Here is a 21,197-nt window from a genome sequence, read left to right on the forward strand (position 1 = left end):
GGCTCCTTGGTGCGAGGCTTCTCAACGGGACAGCGGGCGATCGAGGATGCCGCGCAGCGTGGCTTCGAGCAATGCCGGCCGGGCACCGCTGTCGTTCTGCTGGCGCCAGGCGATGTGCCGGTCGGGGCGCACCAGCAGGCAGCCCGATTCCGAGATGTCCGCCAGCGCAGCCCAGCGTCCGTACACGTCCTGCGCGTCGCAGCGTGGACCGCCGATCGATGCGACATCGATCGGCACGCCGAGCGTCGCGGCCACCTGCGCCGCCACGGTGCGCCAGGCGTCACCGCCCACGCCCGTCAGCAGCGTGAAGCGACCGCGTCCAACGAGGTCGAGTGTGGACAGCTGTTCCTGGCCGCGCTGCAGCCAGGCGTGCGGCAGGCTGGCGCCCGGGAAGGTGCTCGCGTGGTGGTAAAGCTCCGGGTCGCGCTCGGGCGTGGGACGCGTGGCGCCGTCGGGCACCACCGCCGACGAGGCGTAGACCTGTCCCATCTCGACGCCGTGGCAATTGAACTGGTAGTTCTGCAGCTCGACGGCGTCGCGCAGGGCCTGGCGGCGCTCGCGGCCGTGCGGCGTGTCGGCGAACAGGTCGTCCACGTTGGCCCAGCCGGCCGCTTCGTCCTGTCCGGGTTCGAAGCCCAGCGCCTCGGAAATCGGCCGCATGTCGCGCACCGACTTCATGGCCCGTTCCACCACCTGACGCCCGACCGGCAGCCGCTCGTGCGTGTAGCTGTCGAGCAGCCCGGGGCCGGCCTGGCCGCGCAGCACCATCGCGAGTTTCCAGCCGAGGTTGAAGCCGTCCTGCACGCAGGTGTTGGTGCCCAGGCCGTTGGCCGGCGGATGGCGGTGCGCTGCATTGCCAGCGATCAGCACGCGCCCCTTGTTCATCTGGCGTGCCACGACCTGGTTGATGGTCCACTTCGACACGGCCTTCACGCGGATCGGGATGTCCGGATCGCCGATGGTCGCGCGGGCGCGTGCCATCACGGCCGCCTCGCTGAGGTCGGGCTCGCCGGCCGCAGGGTCGTACATGAACAGCAGCACCCATTCGTTCCAGGGCCGCACGCAGATGTAGGTGCCGCTGCCCACCCAGTAGTCGTTGCCCGGCTGCGCCATCCAGTACAGGACGCCGGGGCGGTGCGCCGTGTACTTGGCAAGGTCTACCTCGAGCCAGCAGTTGACTGCCGCGCCCAGGCCCATCTGGCCTTCGGTCTCGAAGCCGATCTGCTGGCAGACCACGCTGTTGTCGCCGTCGCAGCCGACCGCGTAGCGCGACACCACCTCGAAGTGTTCGCCGCTGACGCGGTCGTGGCACACGGCATGCACGGCGTGCGCGTCCTGCCGCATCGACACCAGCTCGGTGTTGAAAAGGAAACCGGCGCCGCGCTCGCGCGCCGTGTCGAGCAGGATGGGCTCCATCAGGTGCTGCGGGATGTTGCACATCGACGAGGGGCTGGACAGCTCGTAGTCGGCGCGCCGCTCGGGCCCGGAGCCCCAGGTCTGCAGGCGCGCGATTTCGGTGCCAGCGAAGCTGGTGGCCCACACGTTGTTGCTCATCAGGTGGTGGGGCGTGGCCGCCTGCATCACGCGCTGTTCGATGCCGAGGTCGCGAAAGATCTCCATCGTTCGCTGGTTGGTGATGTGCGCGCGCGGCGAGTTGGCGGTGCCGGGAAAGCGGGTGAGCGTCAGGGTCTCGATGCCCTGCGCGGCCAGGTGGCAGGTGGTCGAGAGACCCGCGGGGCCGGCGCCGACGACCAGCACCGGAACTTCAATCTTGCGCATGGAAGCGTCTCCTTCTTTTTTCAATGAATGGTGCGGGCGGCGGTTCAGCGGAACAGCCAGCCGGCGACGCGGCGCGTGTAGCGCGGCATGATCACGTAGACCATCAAGGCCACCACCACGGCGGCATCGACGAAGCGGGCGACCAGTGGCAAGCCCAGCAGCGGCAGCCAGCGCGCCAGCGGATGCAGGGCCCAGGGCACGATGAGCGTCAGCGGGAAGATCGCCGACAGGGTGACGAGGAACTGCTTGTACGGCCTGGCGTGCAGTGGCTTGGCAACGGGCGGGGTGAACCAGTACTCCAGGCCGGTCTCGATCTCGACCTCTTCGGCGCGCAGGAACAGCGGCTCGACGCGCGCCAGCAGCGCCCGGCGGGTGTCGGAGTCGATCCACGCCGTGAGGTGCTCGTGGGAGTCGAAGCGCAGCACGATCGCGTAGGTCGTGGCGGCGCCGTGGGGCCGGATGATGTTGACGCCCATGTGCCCCGCAAAGCGCTGCGACTCGCGTGCGATGTCCTTGAGCCAGGCCTCGTACTGCGCATGGGTGTTCGGGCGGATCTGGTGCTGGATGACCAGGGTCACCAGGTCGATCGGTGTGTGCATTCGTGGCTCCAGTCGGTGAGTCGGCGGTGGGTCAGATCAGCGTGCAGGCCGTGTCGAAGTCCAGGCGCGGGCTGCGCCCGAACAGGCCCTCGTGCGCGCCGTGGCCGAGGTTGCACAAGAAGTTGGAGCGCACGCCGGTGCCCGCGAAGAACGCGGCGTCCACCGCCGCGTGATCGAAGCCGGACATCGGCCCGCAATCGAGCCCGAGCGCCCGTGCGGCGACGATGAAGTAGGCGCCCTGCAGCGTCCCGTTGCGAAACGCGGTCGTCTCGGCGTGCGATGCGCGCGACGCGCCGGTGAAGTTCTCGCGCACGGCAGGGTTGTGCGGGAACAGGGTCGGCAGGTGCGCGTGAAAGTGCGTGTCGTAGCCGACGATCACGGTGACCGGCGCGGTGCGCGTCTTCTCCACGTTGCCCGGCGCCAGCAGTGGCAGCAGCCGTTCGCGGGCCGTACGCGTGCGCAGAAAGACCAGCCGAGCCGGCGAGCAGTTCACGCTCGTCGGGCCCCACTTCATGAGGTCGTAGAGCGCGCGCAGCTGTGCATCGTTGACAGGTTCGTCGCGCCATGCGTTGTGGCTGCGGGCCTCGCGAAACAGCAGGTCGCAGCCGGCGTCATCGAGCGTCATGGCGCATCCCCGAAAAGCGGCGACAGCTGCGGGATCGGTGCCGGCCGCAGCAGTTGCCGGCGGCTGCTCGCGCACAGCGGCGCGATGGCGGCCAGGAAGCGCTGCCAGCCCTCGTGCGCCGCGAGCTGCACGTGATGCGCCTGCCACGCGTCGCCGTGTGCATGCACGCGGTAGGTGACGATCTCGTGCTGCTGCCCGACCAGGCTCACGAAGGTGCCGAGCCGCGTGCCCGCCGAGGCTTCGAGCGCGGGTTGCGCGTGGGCCTGCCATGCGGCCCAGTAGGCCGGCACGGTGCCCGGGCGCAACACGCGCGTGCTCTCTTCGACGAGGGGTGGGCTGCCGTCTGCACGCAACGCGAACAGCGGGCCATGCGAGGGCAGCCAGTCGTGCGTGCCGCTCCAGTGCGGACTAGCGGCCGGCACTGGCGCAGGAACGAGGAATCCGTTCTCCTGCACCGTCATCAGCGCGCGAACGCTCTGGAAATACGGCGCCAGCGCGGCGACGCCGTACAGGCCGTGCAGCCGCTGCTTCCAGTCGTCGAAGCTGTCGTAGCGGTAGAGATGGACCACTTCGTCGCCGGCACCGCTCAAGGCCGAGAAGTAGCCGATCAGCCGGTCCAGGATGGGCCGCACAGTGTCGTAGCCGCGAACCTCCTGGGCCTGCCAGAAGGCGGGCAGGCCGCCGGGCTGGAGGATGTAGCGTCGTCGTTCGATCAGCATCGCCGTTCCGCTCATGCGGCCTTCAAGGGAATGGGGGTGGAGGCCCAGGCCAGCATGCGCCAGTGGCCGGCGTCGCGCAGCCACACGCTGAGGAAGCGGTTGTCGAGGCGGCGGCGCGTGCCGTCGACCATGGCGTGCAGCAGCACGTGGCCTTCGATCACCGCGGTGTCGCCGTGGACCTGCACATGGGCCTCGTCACGCAGTGCGTCGAGGTAGCGCACGCGTCCGCTGGCCAGAGAGGCCAGGTACGCCTCCCTGTCTTCGCGGTGGGCCGAGGAATGGGTGTACGACAGCCCCGGGGCCAGCAGTTGGGCCAGGGCCGTGAGGTCGCCGCCCAGCATGGCGCGGTAGCGCGCGTCGTCGGCCTGCAGCACATCGGACAGGTCTTGTTCAGCCATGGAGGTACGCCTTCACGAGGGTCTTGTCGGCGAGCATGGCGGGCCACTCGCCCCGTCGCACCTCGTGGATCACACGACCGACCGACAGCACGTAGGCGCGTTCGGTCATCTCGGCCGCGATGGCGATGCTCTGCTCGACCAGCAGGATGCTCATGCCGCGCGCGCGCAGCTGGTTGAGTACGCCGAGAATCTCCTTGACGATCTTGGGCGCGAGGCCCGTGGTCAGCTCGTCCATGATCAACAGTTCGGGTTGCAGCAGCAGGGCACGCGCAATGGCCACCATCTGCTGCTGGCCGCCCGAGAGCACGCCGACGGGCGCGTGGCGGCGCTCGCCGACCAGGGGGAATAGCGTGCAGACCTCGTCCAGCGAGAAGCGGGCCTTGTCGTGGCGCGCGCGCCGCCCGGCGCTCTCGGCCAGCCGCAGGTTGTCGATCACCGACAGCTCGGTGAAGAGATTGCGGTTCTCCAGCACCACCGCGATGCCGTGCTCCGACCGGCGATGCCCGGGCACCGCTGTGATGTCGCTGCCGTCCTTGAGGATGCGACCGTCCACGGCCTTCAGCAGGCCCGAGATCGCGCGCACCAGCGCCGTCTTGCCCGCGCCGTTGGCGCCGACCACGGCCACCGCCTCGCCCGCGCCGACCTCGATGTCGACACCGTGCAGAACCGGTGGTCCACCGTAGCCGGCCCGCAAACCTTGTACTTTCAGCATGTTCAGACTCCCAGATAGGCTTCGCACACGCGCGGGTCGGCCTGCACCGCCGCCATGGTCCCGCTCGAAATGATTTCGCCGAAGTAAAGGACGTGGACCTGGTCGCAGCTGGTCATCAGCCCCATGTCGTGCGAGACCAGCAGGATGGTCAGGCCCTCGCGGTTGAGCGTGAGGATCCATGCGCGCAGCAGCTCGATCTCTTCGCTGTTCAGCCCCGACGACGGTTCGTCGAGCAGCAACAGTCGCGGTGCGCCGATGCAGGCGCGCGCGAGTTCGAGCACGCGGCGCTGGCCGGCCGGCAGGCTGCCCGCGCGGGCATCGCGCAGGGCCTCCAGCCCGAAGCGGCGGCACGTGGCTTCGGCCGATGCCCGCATCGCGTCGCGCTCGGCGCGCGCGGCCGGCGTGTTCAGCATGGCCTGCAGAACGCCGGTGCGCGTGGCCTTGTAGCAGCCCACCATCAGGTTCTCCAGCACCGTCATCTGCTCGAAGACCTGCGGCGTCTGGAAGGTGCGCACCAGCCCCGCGCGGCTGCGTTGCTGCACGCTGTGCGCAGCAATGTCGCGGCCGTCGAACATCACCTGTCCCGCGCGCGGGCGCAGGAAGCCCGACACGATGTTGAAGCAGGTGGTCTTGCCGCTGCCGTTGGGCCCGATGAGGCCTGAGATGCGGCCCGCGGGAACCTGCAGGTTGACGTCGCGCAGCACCTGCAGGCCGCCGAAACTGTGGGCCACGCCGCGCAGGCCCAGCAGGGGCGCGGTGCTGGCGGCCGCGGCCGGTGCGGCCGGATGACGGTCGAGGGTGAACGTGTTCATGCGTTCCCCCTTGGCGCGGTGGCTCGCGCCCACAGGCTGGTCAGCCCGCCAGGCAGCAGCGTCACCACCAGCACCAGCGACAGGCCGAACAGCACCTGGTGAAAGTCACCCAGGCCGCTCAGCAGCTCGGGCACCAGCGCGACGAACAGCGCGCCCACGATCACGCCCCACACCGAGTGCGCACCGGCGATCACCGGCACCAGCAGGAAGACGATGGAGCGCTCGACGGTGAAGCTCTGCACGCTCACGAACGAGACGTAGTGGGCGAACAGTGACCCCGCAAGCGAGCCCAGCAAGGCGCACAGGACGAAGATCACGGTCTTCAGCCGGTGCATGTCGACCGCCATCACCTCGGCCGCCGCAGCAGCGTCGCGCATGGCGCGCATCGCCAGCCCGGGCCGGCCAGCGACCAGGTTGCGCGCCAGCAGCAAAAGCAGGCCCAGCAGCGGCCCCACAAAGTAGTAGTAGCGCGAGGGCGTGTCGAGCACGAAGCCGAACAGCGAGAGTTTCGGAATGCCGCCGATGCCGAGCGTGCCGCCCGTAAGGCCGTCCCATTCGAGGAACAGCACGCTGGCGATGCTGCCGATGGCCAGCGTGGCCAGGGCCAGGAAGAAGCCGTGCAGCCGCAGCACCGGCGCACCGACCGCGGCGGCCAGCGTGCCGCTGATCAGCAGGCCAACGGCGATGCCCGCGAGCACGGGCCAGCCCAGCGTGACGGTGCAGTAGGCGGAGGCGTAGGCACCGATGCCGTAGAACGCGGCCTGCGCGAGGTTGACGATGCCGCACTGCCCGAGCAGCAAGCCCAGGCCGAGCCCGCCGATGGCGAGGATGGCGGCAAAGTTGAGCATGTCGACGTGGTGGCGTGACAGCAGCTGGGGCAGCACGGCCCAGGCCAGCGCGAGCAGTGCGATGGCGAGGCGGCGATGGCGAAGCGGGAACGATGCAGTCATGGCTTCAACCTCCCTTGCGGCCTGCGCGGCCGAGCAGGCCGTTGGGCATCAGGATCATGATGGCGATGAGCAGCGACAGCGCGATCGCGTCCTTGTAGCCCGACGGAAAACTCAGCACCGCCAGCGACTCCAGAAGGCCCAGCGCCAGGCCGCCGACCACGGCGCCCAGCGGGTTGCTGAGGCCGCCGAGGATGGCGGCCGCGAAACCCTTGAGCGTCAGGCCGATGCCCATCTGGTAGTTCACCGCGATCAACGGCGTCACCAGCAAGCCGGCCACGGCGCCGAGCGCGCCGCCGAGCACGAAGGTCAGCGCGCGCATCCGCGCCACGTTGATGCCAGTGGTGGTGGCGCCGTCCGGGTCGAGCGACGCGGCGCTCATCGACAGGCCGATCAGCGTGCGCGTGTAGAACAGCCGCAGCGCGATCACCACCGCGCCCGCGATGCCCACGAGCCAGAGCGCGTGGATGGTGAGAAAGGCGCCGAAGATCTCGACCACGCCTTCGCCGCCGAAGCCGGGCAGCAGGTGCGAGTCGCGGCCACCGAAGAACAGCGCCGCGGCCGACAGCGTGAAGGCCAGCCCGATGGTCAGCAGGAGAAAGCCTTCCTCGCCTGCGCCGCGGCGGGTCATGGGCCGCACGAACAGCCAGTCGACGAGAAAGCCCGTGACCGCGCCCGCGGCGATGCCACCGGCGATCGTGACGGCGTAGGGCAGGCCGGCTCTCTGCAATGCGAAGACGGCCACCAGCGAGCCGATGACGGCGAACTCGCCCTGCATCGCGTTGACGATGCGGGTGCCCTTGAAGATGACGGCCATGCCCATGCCGACGAGGGCGTAGACGAAGCCGTTGACGATCCCCGAAAGGACTGCCTGGAGTACGAGACTGCTGGTCATGACGGTGCGGCCTACTTGGCGGCCTTGTAGTCGAGCCGGGTGAACTGGCCCTTGACCAGCTTCGAGTACGTGAAGCCGGCCAGCGTCATGCCGCCCATGTCGGGTGCGGCGAAGTCGTAGCGCGTGGTCACGCCCGCGTAGGGACGGCGCATGGCCGCGCATAGCTTCTCGTTGCTGGTGTCGGCGCCGTTGGCCTTGATGGATTCAGCCAGTGCCATCACCGCGTCCCAGCCCGCAGCCGAGAAGTGCTTGGGCAGCTTGCCGTACTCCTTCTTGTAGGCGTCGACGAATTCCTTCTGCGAGGGCAGCGGGTCTTCGGCCACCAGGAACTCGGAATGGATCACGTTGTCGGCGGCGTCGCCCATGGCCTTGACGAGCTCGTAGCTCGCGGTGCCGTGCACGGCAATGATCGGTGCGTTGATGCGGACCTGCCGGACGTTGCGGAACGGCGTGGCCGAGGTGGAGACGACGATGATCGCGTCGGGGTTGGCGGCACGCAGCTTCGCGGCCTGCGTGGTGACGTCGGTGGCGGCGATCTCAAATTTCTCGACCTGCACGAAGGTGACGCCGTACTCGCGGCCCAGGTCCTTCATGGCGTTCCAGATCACCTGGCCGTAGCCGGAGTCGTGCAGCACGCCCACCTGCTTGGCGCCTGTATCACGGGCATACGACAACACGGCGCGCGCGTTGAGTTCCTGCGAGGGCGTCATGTGGAACACGCAACTGCGCTCGCGCTCGACCGCCGGGCCGATGCCGCTGAACGCCACGAGCGGCAGCTTTTGCGCCTGCGTGAGGCCGCCGATGGCCACGGTCTGCGCAATGCCCGACGGGCCGATGATGGCGCGCACCTTCTGCGTGTGGATCAGCGCGTTGGCCTTGGCGACGGCCGAGTCGGGGCTGGAGCCGTCGTCCTCGAGCACGATCTCGAGCGGCCGGCCGTTGATGCCGCCGCGCGCATTGACCACCTTCTGCGCCAGCAGCACGCCTTCGCGTTCGGGCAGCCCGACAGCCGCGAGGCCGCCGGTGGTCGAGAGCAGGGCGCCGACGCGGATCGGTTCGCCGGACGGTGCGCTTTGCGCGAAGCCGGTCGAAGCCGATGCCGCCAGCGCGAAGGCCAGCAGCGTGGCCTGCAGTGGATGGCGTGAAAGAGTGGGAAGAGGGGAATGGGGGCGATGTGTCATGGGGTGTCTCCTTGTCGGTCTTGGATGGGTGAGAGGGAACGCAGCAGCGCGGGCAGGTCGGCGAGTGCGGCCACGTCGAGCCCGGCCAGGCCCTGCGCCTGCATGAGCGCGAGCGATTGCCGCACCTGCGCGGCGATGGGCAGCGCGGCCTGGTGGTGGTTCGCCACGGCAAGGGCGAGGTCCATGTCCTTCACGACGAGCGAGATCGGGCCGACCGGTGCGTAGTCGCGGTGCGCGATCTTTTCGGCCTTGCCGGCGTAGTGCGCGCTGGCGACGATGCTGTCGTTCACTGCGTCGAGGATCGTGTCGCGCGTCAGGCCGGCACGCTCACCGAAGTCGATCGCCTCGCCGAGCACGGCGGTGCTCATGAACACCATGAGGTTGATCAGCAGCTTGACGACGCGGGCTTCTTCGCCGGTGCCGACATGGCGCTGCCGCGCTGTCAGCACGGCGAGCAGCGGGCGCAGGCGCTCGAAGACTTCGGGCGGGCCCGAGACGAAGGTGCTGAGCCGGGCGCTGCTGGCCAGCGTCACGGTGCCCGACACGGGCGCGCGCAGGTAGTCCACGCCGCGTTCCGCGAGCACCCGTGCCACGTCGGCCGAGGCGGCGGGCGACACGGTGCTCATGTCGATGTAGGCAGCCTGCGGCCGGGCGCCTGCGGCCAGGCCGTTGGGGCCTGCGACGATGTCGCGCAGACCCTGGTCGTCGAAGATGGTCGAGAAGACGACGTCGGCGCGCGCGGCCACCTCGCGCGGTGAGTCGGCCGCGGTCGCGCCCGCCGCAACCATCGACGCGACGCGCGCCGAGTCCCGGTCGCAGACAGTGAGGCGATGGCCGGCACGCAGGAGGTTCAGGCACATGGGCGCGCCCATGGCGCCCACGCCGATCCAGCCGATCTCTGAAGAGGTCACGGTAGACACCTTTGGGAAAAGGAAAGCAAAAAAGGGAGGGAGCTCGCGGCTCCCGGCGCGGGGACGTCGCCTCAGCGCGGCGTGTGCCAGGGGTCGATGAACGCGGACACGGGCATGGGTGGTCCCCACTGCGCGAGCGCGTCGTCATCGACCTGATGCAGGCCCGGCGTGCAGCCGGGCTGGACAAGGTCGCTGTCGGTGAAGTGCTCGACCAGGTTGCCGTCGGGGTCGTACCAGTAGTCGAACACCTGGCTGCCCAGGATGTGGCGCCCGACGCCCCAGAAGGGACGCCATCCGCGCTTGAGCAGCCACTTGTTGCCCAGGAACTGGGCGTCCATGTCCTGCACCTCGAAAGAGGTGTGGTGCACACGCGCTTCATCGCCCGGGAACAGCGCGAGCGTGTGGTGGTCAGTCCAGCGCGCCGCGCCCTTGCAGTGGAAGAAACCGCCCAGCAAATTCTCCGGCTGCCCGTCGAACAGCAGGTCGGACGGCGCCATGCCGAAGCGCGATTGCAGCCACTCGGCGTTGCGCCGGAAGTCGGGCGTCAGGATGGCTACGTGGCCCAGGCGCAGCACCGGCGTCGCCTCGAACTCGGGCCGTTGCCATTCGCCGTAGCGGACCTTGGCCTGGCCGTGGTTGATGCGCAGCGGCTCGCGGCACGGCAGTTCGGCGCGATGGGGTTCGATGCCGTGGACCAGCTCGAACGGCAGCCCGTCGGGGCTGCGCAGGCGCACGCGCCAGCCGCCGCCGGGCCGCTCGATCGGCTCCACCGGGGAGGCTTCGGGAAATTCGGCCACCTGCGCCAGCATCTCCATGCGGTCGGCGCGCATGCCGATCGCTGCCAGCCCCGGGCGCCCTTGCGCCTTGCGCGCGATGTAACAGTCGCTGAGCGCCGATGCGGCGCGCAAGCCGATCTCGTCGGCCGTCTCGTAGCTCGGCACGAGGCCGAAGTCGGCGAAGAAGCGTCCGGTGAGGTCCAGGTCCTCGTGGTCGAAGATGACGTAGGCAATATCAGCGGCGGGCATGGCGGCGATCCTCGTGAGTCGAAAGAAAGGCGAAAGGCGACAGCGGGGCGTGAGGCGCTCAGCGCTCGGCTTGGACCGTGTTGCGCAGCGTGCCGATGCGCTCGATCTCGACCTCGCAGACATCGCCGGCGCGCAGGTAGACCTGCGGCTTCTTGCCGAAGCCCACGCCGGCGGGCGTGCCGGTGACCAGCATGTCGCCCGGAAGCAGCGTCATCACATCGCTGGCCAGAGAGATCAGCATGGCCACGTCGAACAGCATGTCTTCGGTGCTGGCCTTCTGTTCGACCACGCCGTTGACGCGCGTCACCAACTGCAGCCCCTTCGCACCGGCCGGCAGCTCGTCCGCGGTGACGAACCACGGGCCGCAGGCGCCGGTGCCGTCGAAGTTCTTGCCCATGGTCCATTGCGGCGCCTTGAACTGGTAGTCGCGCACCGAGCCTTCATTGAAGACCGTGTAGCCGGCCACATGCTCGAGCGCGCGTTCCGGCGACACATGCCGCGCGGTGCTGCCGATGACCGCGACCAACTCGCCTTCGTAGTCGAGCTCGTCGCTGGCGAGCGGCTTGATCAGCGGCTGCTCATGTCCGATCAGGGACGAAGCCACCCGCAGGAAGAAGGTGGGGTACGTGGGCTGCTTGTACGGGCTTTCGGCCACGTGGTCCAGGTAGTTCAGGCCCACGCACAGGATCTTCTGGCCGGTGCGCACCGGCGGCAGCAGTTGCACGCTTGCCAGGTCGAGCGCGGGCGCGTCGCGCAGGGCGTCGGCCAGCCGTGTGCGCCAGTCGGGCAGTGCCAGCAAGGCGGCCACGTCGTCGGGAATCGTGGCGGATCGAGAGGCCAGATCGAGCCAGCGGCCATCGGTGTGAACGGCGAGGCCGGTGCGGTCGCCAAGCGAGTAGGATAGGATTTTCATGAGTTCGTCCAGTTGTCGGGATTTTATAAAATCATAGCTATCGTAGATCATTGATTAATTCGTATAAACCCGAATGCGGCGTTGTTGCCGCGCGTGGTCGACTGGCGTGCTGCCTCTTGACCGCGCTGATCTCCGACTGAAAGCCCATTCCCCATGTCCACCCTCAGCACGCTTCGCGAACCGCCACCGCCCGCCCCGGGCATCAAACGCACCCAGGCCACGCAACTGCTGGCCCGCTTGCGCAACGACATCGTTCATGGCCACATGCCGCCCGGAGAGCGGCTTGTGATCTCGACCCTGGCCGAAGCCATCGGCGCGGGCCAGACGCCGATCCGAGAGGCGTTGATGCGACTCGTGAGCGAGGGGCTGGTGACGCTGGAAGACCAGCGCGGTTTCTCTGTCGCGCCGGTCAGCCGCGATGAACTGCTGGAGCTCACGGCCACCCGCGCGGAGATCGAGGCGCTGGCCCTGCGCTGGGCCATCGCGAAAGGGGACGATGACTGGGAGGCCTCGGTGCTGGGCGCCTATCACCGGCTGCAGAAGGCGCACAAGCTCGCCGGCGACGGCCACTCGATCGACCCGGGCTGGGAAGAGCGGCACAACCATTTCCACGCCATGCTGGTCGGCGCCTGCGGCAACAAGGTGCTGCTGCAGTTGCGCGCGCAGCTGTACGACCGTGCGGACCGCTATCGCAAGCTGTCGACGCGCTACCTCAAGGCGCCGCGCGACGACCTCGGCGAGCACGAGGCGATCATGAAGGCTGCGCTCGCGCGCAACTGCGTGGAGGCGGAGCGGCTGCTCAAGGCGCACATCCACCTGACGGCGCAGATCATCCTGGATGAAGGCGGCGCGCCGATGCGCTGACGCCTGCCGCTGGCGACCCTTGCAGCTGGGGCTTTAATGGCGGTAGGGGCGCCACACGGCCGACTGGGGGCACGCGAGGGGGTTCTAACGCAACTCAGTCCTCGTCGAGCGCCGCAAAACTCGCGACCAGAAAATCTATCAGCGCCCTCACAGAGGGCAACTGACCGCGGCGTGAGGAGAACACCGCATGAACGATCTCGCGGCGTGGAGCCCAGCCAGGAAGCACCTGCGCGAGCTCGCCCCGGACAAAGTGTTCACGCACCATCATGGTTGGTAGCTGGACCACGCCCAGGCCGGCAGTGGCCGCCGCTCGCAGAGCCAGCATGCCGCGAGTGATCAGGCGCGGCTGATGGTGGACTGCCACCTGGCTGCCATCGGGGCCGAACAGGGCCCACACATGCTCTCCCTGTGGCACGCCCAGACCGAGGCTGGGCAGCAGTGCAAGATCAGCAGGCACCTGCGGCGTCGCGATGCTTTCCAGCAGCTTCGGGCTGCGCCACGGGCAGGGGACGCGTGGCAATGGCATGCAACACCCAGTAGCTGACGAGTGCCAACACCACGCCCGCCCATCAGGGCATCAAGGCCACCAGATCCATGAGTTCCTCGGCCATGCTGGACTTGCGCCGTCTCTCCATTGATTCCCCTCCGAAACCTTCGAATAGGGTTGGAGAACATTTTGCAACAATGTTGACGACGTTCGCCGAGCAAGGCCGTCGCTGATGTCATCGCGGAGCGCTTTGGGGCTAAGGACGGGCAAGTACCCTGACGTGGGCCGTAGGCTATTGCCAGACGAAGACCGGGGAACAAAGCGGGGAACAAACCAAAGAAAGAGATCCAGATTCCCAGTAGATGTAGGCGTTCCAGGACATCATTCAGTAGACCCCAGCCCATCACAACGACCAAGGGCGTTCACTGAAGTTCAGTGAACGCCCTTTTTCATTGGGAGATCGGCCATCTGTCGTGCAAGGACGTCCGATGAGATTGGATGGCATCCAAAGCTAGATTGGGGAAGCCCTGAATCAGAATTCGGCGCGATCTGAAGCAGCCAGTCGGCAAACGACCCAAAGTCTGTCGTTCAAAGCGTGCCCCACTGCGCCGGCAAGCCGACGTTGCGCGCTGTGTTCAAGACGCTGCGGCTCCGAGCGCTGCGGCCAGCACATCGGCTAGGCCGCGCCCGGCGCTGCCGTCCTCATCAAGGCGCGGGTTGTAGATGGTGACCTCGAGGCCGACGGCCTTCCCGCTCGCCAGGGCCACCCGAAGCGCGGCCTCCAGTTCGTTCCATGACAGCCCGCCCGGCACGCGGAAATCGACGGCGGGCATGATCGCGTCGTCGAGGCAATCGGCATCGAGATGGATGAAGAAGCCGTCGAGTTCCTCTCGCTTCAAGTGCGCGACCGCTTCGCGCGCGGCGGCCTCGATGCCCATCGCATGCACGGCGGGAAGGTCGATCGCCTTGAGTTCCTTGGGGAGCGGCTGGCTTCCGTATGCTTCCTGATCCTTGTGATCGCGATACGCGAACGCGACAGTGTCTTCGGGACGGACCAGAGGACCGCGACCTTCGATGTCGGTCAGCTGTGCCGGTCCATAGCCGGTGACGAAGGCCAGGTCCATCGAGGCGCCTTCGCCATTCGGTTCCGCCTCGGGCTGGAAGAAATCGGCGTTGCCGTCGATGAAGAGCAGGCCGTAGCGGCCACGCCGTCGAAGCGCGAGCATCGAGCCCAGCACGATCGTGCAATCACCGCCCAGAACGATCGGAAACTCGCCCGCGTCGAGCACCGCTTCCACCGCGTCGGCGAGCTGGGGCGACCACGCCGCAATGGCCCTGGCATTCAGGGTGCCCGTCTCGGCGTCGGGCGTGGGGTCCTTCGGAGGCACAGCGAGCCGCCCGGCGTGGCGTGCACGGATGCGCTGCGCAAGGCCGAGGGCGAGGAGCTGGTCGGGCAAGCGCTCTACGCCGTCCGTCGCCAGGCCCAACGTGGAAGGGGCTTCGAGAATTGCATAGCGAAGGGTCGGCATAGGCGCCTCCGTGAGAGACCGTTTGCGGAGCGGGTCACTGCCTGTATCTTTGTGGCCCTCCGGCTCGCGGACGAGCGCTCCACCATAACTGGCATCTCAGGTCAGACGCAACTCTGGAGTACTTTCATCGCTGTCACACCCTTTTCGTTGTGCTGCGCAAATTCCATGACGTCCACCTGAATATTTGGTCGACTCGGACGGGTTGCCAACCTGCTTTTTCGTCCTGCAGTCGCTGCGGCGGCCGGGCCACATGCAGGTGCGTTGGTCATCGTCCGCCTTGGGCATGCTTCTTGGCTGCTCCCGGAATCAGCTTGCACAGGCCGGACGGTGAATGCATCTGTGGCACGCGTGGGAGCGCGGTCCGGTGACTTGAAAACTTCGCAAACCGCCGTCGGCCGCATTGGCTGACTTTTTCCTGCGCGTTCATTCGTCGAATGACAGTCGGGTCGCGGAACCTTCGGGCGCACAGGGCCTCCTATCGGGCTTTACGCCACTTCTTCTGTTCCCCATCCCCCCATCCCCTTTCGCTAGATGAATGAAATCCGCAACGCCGCCGCCGAGCTCGCACTTTTTCGCCGCCGTGTGGTGGTGGTCGGCTGCGCGGTGCTGTTCGGCTTCGGACTGATCGGCGCACGGCTGGTTTTCCTGCAGGTGGTGCGGCACGACGAGCTGTCAGGGCGGGCCGAGAACAACCGCACGGCGATCGTTCCGGTGGTGCCCAACCGCGGGCAGATCCTGGACCGCAACGGCGTGGTGCTGGCGTCCAACTACGCGGCGTACACGTTGGAGATCACGCCGTCGAAGGTGGGCGACATCACCACCGTCATCGACGAGTTGGGCGGGCTGGTCGAGGTGACGCCCAAGGACCGTCGCCGCTTTCAGCGCCTGCGCGAAGATTCGCGCAGCTTCGACTCCCTTCCCATCCGCACCCGCCTGAGCGATGAAGAGGTGGCGCGCTTTGCGGCGCAGCGCTACCGCTTCCCAGGCGTGGAAATCAAGGCGCGGCTGTTTCGCACCTATCCGTATGGCGAGGTGGGCGCGCACGTGATCGGCTACATCGGCCGCATCAACCAGCGCGAGAAAACCGCGATGGACGACTGGGCCGAAGACGAGCGTGCCAACTACCGGGGCACCGACTACATCGGCAAGGTCGGCATCGAGCAGAGCTACGAACAGGCGCTGCACGGCCAGACCGGTGTGGAGCAGATGGAAACTTCAGCCGGCGGGCACGCGGTCCGCCGCCTGGCCCGTCATCCCGCCAAACCCGGCGACACGGTGATGCTGTCGCTCGACATCAAGCTGCAGAAGCTGGTGGAAGACATGTTCGGCGAGCGCCGGGGCGCGCTGGTCGCCATCGACCCGAAGACCGGCGAGGTGCTGGCCTTCGTGAGCAAGCCGACGTTCGATCCCAACCTGTTCGTCGAGGGCATCGACACGGAGAGCTGGAAGGCGCTGATCGAGTCGCCCGACAACCCGCTGCTGAACCGCGCACTGCGCGGCACCTACCCGCCGGGCTCGACCTACAAGCCCTTCATGGCGATGGCGGCACTGCAGACCGGAAAGCGCACGGCAGATAAGGTGGAGAACGACCCGGGCTTCTACAACTTCGGCGGGCGTACGTTCCGCAGCCATCGGGGCGGGCTGGGCGGCGTCGACATGCACCGCGCCATCCAGTTTTCGAGCAACACGTATTTCTATTCGCTGGCCAGCGAGATGGGCGTCGACCTCATTCACGACTTCATGGCGCCGCTGGGTTTCGGACAGTTCACAGGCATCGACCTGCAGGGCGAGTCGCGCGGCGTGCTGCCGAGCAAGGCATGGAAGCGCGCGGCCTACCGCCGCGCCGACATGAAGACCTGGCACCCGGGCGAGACGATTTCACTGGGCATCGGGCAGGGCTACAACAACTTCACGATGCTGCAGCTGGCGTCGGCCAACGCCACGCTGGCGAACGGCGGCGTGCGCTACCAGCCGCACCTGGTGCGCGCCATTCGCGACACGGCGAGCGGCGCGGTGGTGCGGCAGGTGCAGCCTCCGGCCCAGGACCTGGGCTATGCGCGCAAGCACGTCGAGGTGGTGCGCGATGCGATGGTGGCGGTGACCAAGGGCGGCACCGGCACGCGCGTGTTTGCGGGCGCGGCGTACACCTCGGCCGGCAAGACGGGCACCTCGCAGGCCGTGGGCCTGAGTCCGAAGGCGCGCGCGAGCGGCAAGGCACTGGATGCGCGCCAGCGCGATCACGCGCTGTACATGGCGTTTGCCCCAGCCGAAGACCCGACCATTGCCGTGGCGGCGATCGTCGAGAACGCGGGCTTCGGTGCGGCGCATGCGGCGCCGATCGTGCGACGGGTGTTCGACTATTGGATTGCGGGGCAGTACCCGAACGATGCCGACATGGCGGCGGTCCAGGTGGGGAAGGCCGGGGCGCCCATCGGCAAGCCGTTGGCGGCCAGTGAGGTGCCGATGCTGGACGCCGATGCGCAGGCCGGTGAAGCTTCAGTGCTTTAAGAGGCCGGGCGAATGTGCAATGACATGGGGTTTTTCGGCGCGCAAAGCTGACGCGACCGCCAAATTGGCATCGTTGTGTCCCGGACGCCGACAGTCGGCTCGGTTCAGGCTGCGCCGACGAATCAGGCGGGTCCGGCTTCAGCCGCGCGCAACCGGTAGAGGCCGACATCAACGAGCCCCGCGCGGAAGCCGGCCTCGCAGTAGGAGAGGTAGTAGGTCCACAAGCGCTTGAACGCGGCGTCGAAACCGAGTGGCTCGATCTGCGGCCAGGCGGTGAGGAACCGGCGACGCCACTCCGCCAGGGTTCGTGCGTAGTCCTTGCCGAAGCAATGGGACGCCTCGATCACCAACCCTGCGCGCTGCGCTTGTTCCCGCAGCACGCGCGGACTGGGGAGCATGCCGCCGGGAAAGATGCAATGCTGGATGAAATCAGCCCCCTGGCGGTAGCTGTCGAACTGCGCATCGGCGATCGTGATCGCCTGCAGCACCACGACGCCACCGGGCTTGAGGCGCTCGCGCAAGGTGACGAAGTAGGTGGGCCAGTAGGCCTCGCCGACGGCCTCGATCATCTCGATGGACACGATGCGGTCGAAGCGGCCTTGCACGTCGCGGTAGTCCTGCAGCCGCAGGTCGACGCGGTCGGCCACGCGCCAGACTTGCGCGCGTTCGCGGGCGAAGGCCAGTTGCTCGCTCGACAGCGTGACGCCGGTGACGCGCGCTGCGTGTCGGCGGGCGAGGCTCGCGGCCAGTGTGCCCCAGCCGCAGCCGATCTCGAGCACGTCGGCCCCTTGCGGGGTGTCGAGCATATGGGCGATGGCATCGAGGCGACGCGCCTGGGCGGCTTCCAGCGTGTCGTCGTCGGCGTCGCTGAACATCGCGCTCGAATACAGCATGCTGTCGTCCAGCCAGTGCCGGTAGAACGCGTTGCCCAGGTCGTAGTGGAACGCGATGTTGTGCCGGCTTCCGCGCCGGCTGTTGCTGCGGGTCAGGTGCCGCAGCCGCGCAGCCCAGCGCGTCAGCGCGCGCCCCTTGAGCAGCGATCCCCAGGCCGACTCGTTGGCCAGGCCGAATTCGAACAGGGCCAGCAGGTCCGGGCTTTCCCACTCGCCATCGCGGAACGACAGGGCCAGGCCCAGATCGCCTTGCAGCGCCAGGCGCAGCAGCGGGCGCCAGCTCAACAGGCGCAGGCTCGCGTGCGGCCCGGGTTCGCGGCCGGCCACTTCGATGCACCGGCCGCCCGGCAGGCTCAAGGTCAGCCGGCCGAAACGCGTGTGGGCCACCAGCCGGCGCAGCGGCGAGAAGAACGGCGCGGCACCGAGGGCGGGGGCGGAAGGTGTGGTCAGGCTCATGGGGTCTTGTTCGAAGAAACGATGGTGAGGTCGCGCTCGGGGGCCGCTGGTCGCGGGTGCAGCGGCACGCGCTTGATCCACAGGCGCAGGGCCTGCCAGTGGATGGCGGCCACCACCTTGAGGGTCAGCAACGGATGGGTGACGAACACGCGCAGCAGCGCCAGGTCGCTCAAGGGCGCACGCTGGCCGTCGAGCCGCGCATTGAGCACGGCACCGGCCGCGTCGTGCACGCTGATGCCGACCGAGACCGCCTCGCCCGGCGGCGCGATGCGAAAGCGGTAGTGCAGGTCCATGCCGTTGAAGGGAGAGACGTACATCTGCTTGTCGCAGTGCTGCTCGATGAGGGGCGCGCCGTCGTCGTCAGCGACCGGGATCAGGTAGCTGTGCCGCTGCCCGAAGGTGTTGTTGACCTCGTACAGCAGCGCCTGCAGCGCGCCGCCGGGTGCATGGCAGAACCAGACGCTGAGCGGGTTGAACACATGGCCGAGCAGCCGCGGCATGGCCAGCAGCCGGATCGCGCCGCCGGTCGGAAGGCCGGCCTCGCGCAGCCGCGTCTCCACCTGGGCCCGCAGGTCGCGGCCCGAGCCGTCGCCATGGTCGGCGGCATGAAAGCTGAACAGGTTGAACCGGTCCACCGAGAAGCAGCGCAACCGGGCGTGCAGCTGCGGCAGTTCGTCGATGTCGACCAGCAGGTTGTAGACCCGGTAGCTCAGCCGATGCCGCTTCGGCCGCAGCCGCTGGTGCATGACGCGCCCGATGTAGAGCGCGGAGCCTTCGTGTGCGTTCATGAGGCGACGGCCTGCGCGCGTTGCGGCAGGTGGATGCGCCCGGACTCCTGCGCCACGCGCCAGGGCCGGCGCACGCCGCCGAGCGCTTCGGCGACGGCCAGGCCGGCCTGCAATCCGTCCTCGTGGAAGCCGGCGCCGAAGTAGGCGCCGCAGAACCAGGTGCGGCGCTGGCCCTGCAGCTGCCACAGCTGGCGCTGCGCGGCCATGGCCGCGGCATCGAACAGCGGGTGGTCGTAGACCTCGGTGCGGATCAGGTGCTCGGGCCGCGGGGCGATCGCGGGGTTCAGGGTCAGGAACAGCGGCTCGGCCGCCGCGCCCTGCGGCAGGTGGGGCTGCAGCCGGTTCATCCAGTAGGTCACCGTCGGGGTGGCTCCGCTGCCGCGCGTGCCGAGGTAGTTCCAGCTCGACCACACGGCGCGCCGCGCCGGCATCAGGGCGGGGTCGCGGTGCAGCACGGCCAGGTTGCGGCTGTAGGGAAGGGCACCGAGCAGGGCCTGCTCGGCAGCGGTGGGTGCGTCGAGCAGTGCGAGCGAGCGGTCCGCATGGGTGGCCAGCACGACCTGGTCGAAGCGCTCGGGCCACCAGCCGGCGTTGGTGCGAAGCCGCACACCCGCCGGCTCGCGATGCAGTTCGAGCACGGCCCGGTCCAGCTGGAGGCGGTCGGCGAAAGGCTGGCTGAGGCGCCGCACGTATTCGCGGCTGCCGCCCACCACGGTGCGCCATGTGGGGCGGTTGCTGACCTGCAGCAGTCCATGGTTCTCGCAGAAGCGCACAAAGGCCGCGACCGGGTAGCGACCGACCTGCGCCGCCGGCGTGGACCAAATGGCCGCAGCCATCGGGTAGAGGTGGTCGTCGCGAAACGCGCGACCGTAGCCGTGGGCATCCAGGTAGTCGTCGAGCGCCTGGTCGCCTGCGACCTGCGCATCGCGCGGTGCCTCGCGGTAGAACCGCAGCAGGTCGCGCAGCATGGCCCAGAAGCGGGGGCGCGCCAGGTTGCGCTTTTGCGCGAACAAGCCGCGCAGGTCGGTGCCGGCGTATTCGAGCCCACCGGCGTCCAGGCTCACGGCGAACGACATGTCCGAGGCCGCGGTCGGCACGGCCAGGTGCTGGAACAACGCGGTGAGGTTCGGGTACGCGGGCTCGTTGTAGACGATGAAGCCGGTGTCCACCGGCACGCTGCCGTCCCGGCCCGGCGCGTCCACGGTATGGCTGTGGCCGCCCAGTCGGGGCTCGCTCTCGAACACCGTGACCTCGTGGCGCTGGGACAGCAACCAGGCGCAGGACAGGCCCGCGATGCCGGTGCCGACGACGGCGATGCGCTGGCCGGAGGACACCGAAGCAGGCATCGGCAAGGCGGCAGGCGGGGCAAGCGGGGCGAGAGGAGGCAGCATGGGGAGCCTTTGGCGAGTCTTGCTGCCTGTACGCAGGAAATGGTCATTTGGATTGCCCGCGTGTCGCTGCGATGATCCGAACGCCGCTCCTTTGCGTATGACAGGACATGGCCGCTGCTCCCGATCCGTCCAACCCCTCTGCGGGCACTCCGGTGCCCCGCAGTCGACGAGCGTCCCTCTTGACCGTGGTCTCCCCCGATTCCCCGCCGCCTGCCCGCCCCGACGATCTCTGGGCCCAGGCGATGGTGGCTGTGGCGCAGCAGCAAGACCGGGACGCGTTCGCGCAGCTGTTCTCGCATTTCGCGCCGCGCATCAAGCACTACCTGATGCACAGCGGCAGCCCGGCCATCCAGGCCGAAGAACTGGCCCAGGAAGCGTTGGTGACGATCTGGCGCAAGGCCGCGCTGTTCGATCCGGCCCGGGCGGCCGCCACGACCTGGATCTTCGCCATCGCGCGGAACCTGCGCGTGGACGCGCTGCGGCGGCGCCAGGGTGTGCAGTCGTCAGAAGACGCGTTCGACTTCGATCTGCTCCCCTCGGACGACCCGGCCGTCGAAGACCAGCTGCACGACGCGCGCCTGAACGAACGCCTGCGCGGCGCGCTGCGCCTGCTCCCGCCCGAGCAGCAGCAGGTGCTGCATCTTTCCTATTTTGAAGACGCGCCGCATGCCCGCATCGCTGCCCAGCTGCGCATTCCGCTGGGCACGGTGAAGTCGCGCGTGCGCCTGGCGGTCGCGCAGCTGCGCCGCCTGCTGGAACATTGAT

20 protein-coding genes and 1 pseudogene are annotated in these 21,197 nt (G+C 68.3%); 3 read left to right on the forward strand and 18 right to left on the reverse strand.

The window, feature by feature from the left end:
- Positions 1–21: 21 nt before the first annotated feature.
- From CY658_RS20440 to CY658_RS20500, 13 genes are all read right to left on the reverse strand, one after another.
- Positions 22–1,779 (reverse strand): FAD-dependent monooxygenase, encoded by a 1,758-nt coding sequence (locus CY658_RS20440; protein ID WP_101491946.1) that lies wholly within the window; start codon positions 1,777–1,779, stop codon positions 22–24.
- Positions 1,780–1,823: 44 nt separating this feature from the next.
- Positions 1,824–2,378: an antibiotic biosynthesis monooxygenase gene (locus CY658_RS20445; protein WP_101491947.1), complete on the reverse strand. Its 555-nt coding sequence runs from the start codon at positions 2,376–2,378 to the stop codon at positions 1,824–1,826.
- A 31-nt stretch (positions 2,379–2,409) separates the two neighbouring features.
- Positions 2,410–3,003 carry a malonic semialdehyde reductase gene (locus tag CY658_RS20450; RefSeq protein WP_101491948.1) on the reverse strand — a complete coding sequence of 198 codons (594 nt, stop codon included), beginning with the start codon at positions 3,001–3,003 and terminating at the stop codon, positions 2,410–2,412.
- Complete coding sequence (locus tag CY658_RS20455) at positions 3,000–3,737, reverse strand: NIPSNAP family protein (protein WP_101491949.1); 738 nt, start codon at positions 3,735–3,737, stop codon at positions 3,000–3,002. Before CY658_RS20455 ends, CY658_RS20450 begins: the two co-directional genes overlap by 4 nt.
- Positions 3,734–4,120: a nuclear transport factor 2 family protein gene (locus tag CY658_RS20460; protein WP_095946546.1), complete on the reverse strand. Its 387-nt coding sequence runs from the start codon at positions 4,118–4,120 to the stop codon at positions 3,734–3,736. The genes CY658_RS20455 and CY658_RS20460 overlap by 4 nt, the downstream gene beginning before the upstream one ends.
- Positions 4,113–4,832: an ABC transporter ATP-binding protein gene (locus tag CY658_RS20465; RefSeq protein ID WP_101491950.1), complete on the reverse strand. Its 720-nt coding sequence runs from the start codon at positions 4,830–4,832 to the stop codon at positions 4,113–4,115. Before CY658_RS20465 ends, CY658_RS20460 begins: the two co-directional genes overlap by 8 nt.
- 2 nt (positions 4,833–4,834) lie before the next feature.
- Entirely contained in the window at positions 4,835–5,644 is an 810-nt protein-coding gene (locus tag CY658_RS20470) for an ABC transporter ATP-binding protein (protein ID WP_101492385.1), read from the reverse strand.
- Positions 5,641–6,594, reverse strand: a complete 954-nt coding sequence (locus CY658_RS20475) for a branched-chain amino acid ABC transporter permease (protein WP_101491951.1) — start codon at positions 6,592–6,594, stop codon at positions 5,641–5,643. Before CY658_RS20475 ends, CY658_RS20470 begins: the two co-directional genes overlap by 4 nt.
- A 4-nt stretch (positions 6,595–6,598) precedes the next feature.
- On the reverse strand, positions 6,599–7,486 hold the full coding sequence (locus tag CY658_RS20480) for a branched-chain amino acid ABC transporter permease (RefSeq protein ID WP_101491952.1): 888 nt from the start codon (positions 7,484–7,486) through the stop codon (positions 6,599–6,601).
- Between the two features lie 11 nt (positions 7,487–7,497).
- Positions 7,498–8,667, reverse strand: coding sequence for an ABC transporter substrate-binding protein (locus CY658_RS20485; RefSeq protein WP_101491953.1), 1,170 nt, complete (start codon positions 8,665–8,667; stop codon positions 7,498–7,500).
- Positions 8,664–9,578 carry an NAD(P)-dependent oxidoreductase gene (locus CY658_RS20490; RefSeq protein WP_257884946.1) on the reverse strand — a complete coding sequence of 305 codons (915 nt, stop codon included), beginning with the start codon at positions 9,576–9,578 and terminating at the stop codon, positions 8,664–8,666. The genes CY658_RS20485 and CY658_RS20490 overlap by 4 nt, the downstream gene beginning before the upstream one ends.
- Positions 9,579–9,649: 71 nt before the next feature.
- Complete coding sequence (locus tag CY658_RS20495) at positions 9,650–10,603, reverse strand: VOC family protein (RefSeq protein WP_180839005.1); 954 nt, start codon at positions 10,601–10,603, stop codon at positions 9,650–9,652.
- A gap of 58 nt (positions 10,604–10,661) precedes the next feature.
- The gene (locus CY658_RS20500; protein WP_101491955.1) at positions 10,662–11,516 is read right to left on the reverse strand and encodes a fumarylacetoacetate hydrolase family protein; all 855 of its coding nucleotides are present in this window, start codon (positions 11,514–11,516) and stop codon (positions 10,662–10,664) included.
- 153 nt (positions 11,517–11,669) lie between these two features.
- Between CY658_RS20500 and CY658_RS20505 the strand changes: the two genes are divergently transcribed.
- Positions 11,670–12,380: a GntR family transcriptional regulator gene (locus CY658_RS20505; RefSeq protein WP_101491956.1), complete on the forward strand. Its 711-nt coding sequence runs from the start codon at positions 11,670–11,672 to the stop codon at positions 12,378–12,380.
- A gap of 94 nt (positions 12,381–12,474) precedes the next feature.
- On the opposite strand, the pseudogene CY658_RS20510 reads toward CY658_RS20505, so the two are convergent.
- A pseudogene (locus CY658_RS20510) lies at positions 12,475–12,879 on the reverse strand (LysR substrate-binding domain-containing protein); the annotation flags it as partial.
- Between the two features lie 623 nt (positions 12,880–13,502).
- On the reverse strand, positions 13,503–14,396 hold the full coding sequence (locus CY658_RS20520) for an arginase family protein (protein ID WP_101491958.1): 894 nt from the start codon (positions 14,394–14,396) through the stop codon (positions 13,503–13,505).
- 531 nt (positions 14,397–14,927) lie between these two features.
- Between CY658_RS20520 and mrdA the strand changes: the two genes are divergently transcribed.
- Positions 14,928–16,904 (forward strand): penicillin-binding protein 2, encoded by a 1,977-nt coding sequence (gene mrdA / locus CY658_RS20525; protein WP_101491959.1) that lies wholly within the window; start codon positions 14,928–14,930, stop codon positions 16,902–16,904.
- 122 nt (positions 16,905–17,026) lie between these two features.
- Here the strand turns inward: mrdA and CY658_RS20530 are convergent, their stop codons facing one another.
- From CY658_RS20530 to CY658_RS20540, 3 genes are read right to left on the reverse strand one after another with little or no spacing between them, the layout of a single operon-like run.
- Entirely contained in the window at positions 17,027–18,253 is a 1,227-nt protein-coding gene (locus tag CY658_RS20530; RefSeq protein ID WP_101491960.1) for an SAM-dependent methyltransferase, read from the reverse strand.
- Complete coding sequence (locus CY658_RS20535) at positions 18,250–19,041, reverse strand: DUF1365 domain-containing protein (protein WP_101491961.1); 792 nt, start codon at positions 19,039–19,041, stop codon at positions 18,250–18,252. Before CY658_RS20535 ends, CY658_RS20530 begins: the two co-directional genes overlap by 4 nt.
- Positions 19,038–20,387 (reverse strand): NAD(P)/FAD-dependent oxidoreductase, encoded by a 1,350-nt coding sequence (locus CY658_RS20540; RefSeq protein ID WP_101491962.1) that lies wholly within the window; start codon positions 20,385–20,387, stop codon positions 19,038–19,040. Before CY658_RS20540 ends, CY658_RS20535 begins: the two co-directional genes overlap by 4 nt.
- A 230-nt stretch (positions 20,388–20,617) precedes the next feature.
- Here CY658_RS20540 and CY658_RS20545 point away from each other — a divergent pair, with 230 nt between their 5' ends.
- Positions 20,618–21,196 (forward strand): sigma-70 family RNA polymerase sigma factor, encoded by a 579-nt coding sequence (locus CY658_RS20545; RefSeq protein ID WP_257884966.1) that lies wholly within the window; start codon positions 20,618–20,620, stop codon positions 21,194–21,196.
- The last annotated feature ends 1 nt before the right edge of the window (position 21,197 follow it).

Origin of the sequence: Variovorax sp. RO1, from assembly GCF_002849325.1 — a bacterium.
Classification (GTDB): domain Bacteria; phylum Pseudomonadota; class Gammaproteobacteria; order Burkholderiales; family Burkholderiaceae_C; genus Variovorax.

Bases quoted from the DNA above. Each gene is read 5' to 3' on its own strand.
- CY658_RS20440 (WP_101491946.1), bottom strand. From the start codon at position 1,779: ATGCGCAAGATTGAAGTTCCGGTGCTGGTCGTCGGCGCCGGCCCCGCG.
- CY658_RS20445 (WP_101491947.1), bottom strand. From the start codon at position 2,378: ATGCACACACCGATCGACCTGGTGACCCTGGTCATCCAGCACCAGATC.
- CY658_RS20450 (WP_101491948.1), bottom strand. From the start codon at position 3,003: ATGACGCTCGATGACGCCGGCTGCGACCTGCTGTTTCGCGAGGCCCGC.
- CY658_RS20455 (WP_101491949.1), bottom strand. From the start codon at position 3,737: ATGAGCGGAACGGCGATGCTGATCGAACGACGACGCTACATCCTCCAG.
- CY658_RS20460 (WP_095946546.1), bottom strand. From the start codon at position 4,120: ATGGCTGAACAAGACCTGTCCGATGTGCTGCAGGCCGACGACGCGCGC.
- CY658_RS20465 (WP_101491950.1), bottom strand. From the start codon at position 4,832: ATGCTGAAAGTACAAGGTTTGCGGGCCGGCTACGGTGGACCACCGGTT.
- CY658_RS20470 (WP_101492385.1), bottom strand. From the start codon at position 5,644: ATGAACACGTTCACCCTCGACCGTCATCCGGCCGCACCGGCCGCGGCC.
- CY658_RS20475 (WP_101491951.1), bottom strand. From the start codon at position 6,594: ATGACTGCATCGTTCCCGCTTCGCCATCGCCGCCTCGCCATCGCACTG.
- CY658_RS20480 (WP_101491952.1), bottom strand. From the start codon at position 7,486: ATGACCAGCAGTCTCGTACTCCAGGCAGTCCTTTCGGGGATCGTCAAC.
- CY658_RS20485 (WP_101491953.1), bottom strand. From the start codon at position 8,667: ATGACACATCGCCCCCATTCCCCTCTTCCCACTCTTTCACGCCATCCA.
- CY658_RS20495 (WP_180839005.1), bottom strand. From the start codon at position 10,603: ATGCCCGCCGCTGATATTGCCTACGTCATCTTCGACCACGAGGACCTG.
- CY658_RS20500 (WP_101491955.1), bottom strand. From the start codon at position 11,516: ATGAAAATCCTATCCTACTCGCTTGGCGACCGCACCGGCCTCGCCGTT.
- CY658_RS20505 (WP_101491956.1), top strand. From the start codon at position 11,670: ATGTCCACCCTCAGCACGCTTCGCGAACCGCCACCGCCCGCCCCGGGC.
- CY658_RS20520 (WP_101491958.1), bottom strand. From the start codon at position 14,396: ATGCCGACCCTTCGCTATGCAATTCTCGAAGCCCCTTCCACGTTGGGC.
- mrdA (WP_101491959.1), top strand. From the start codon at position 14,928: ATGAATGAAATCCGCAACGCCGCCGCCGAGCTCGCACTTTTTCGCCGC.
- CY658_RS20530 (WP_101491960.1), bottom strand. From the start codon at position 18,253: ATGAGCCTGACCACACCTTCCGCCCCCGCCCTCGGTGCCGCGCCGTTC.
- CY658_RS20535 (WP_101491961.1), bottom strand. From the start codon at position 19,041: ATGAACGCACACGAAGGCTCCGCGCTCTACATCGGGCGCGTCATGCAC.
- CY658_RS20540 (WP_101491962.1), bottom strand. From the start codon at position 20,387: ATGCCTGCTTCGGTGTCCTCCGGCCAGCGCATCGCCGTCGTCGGCACC.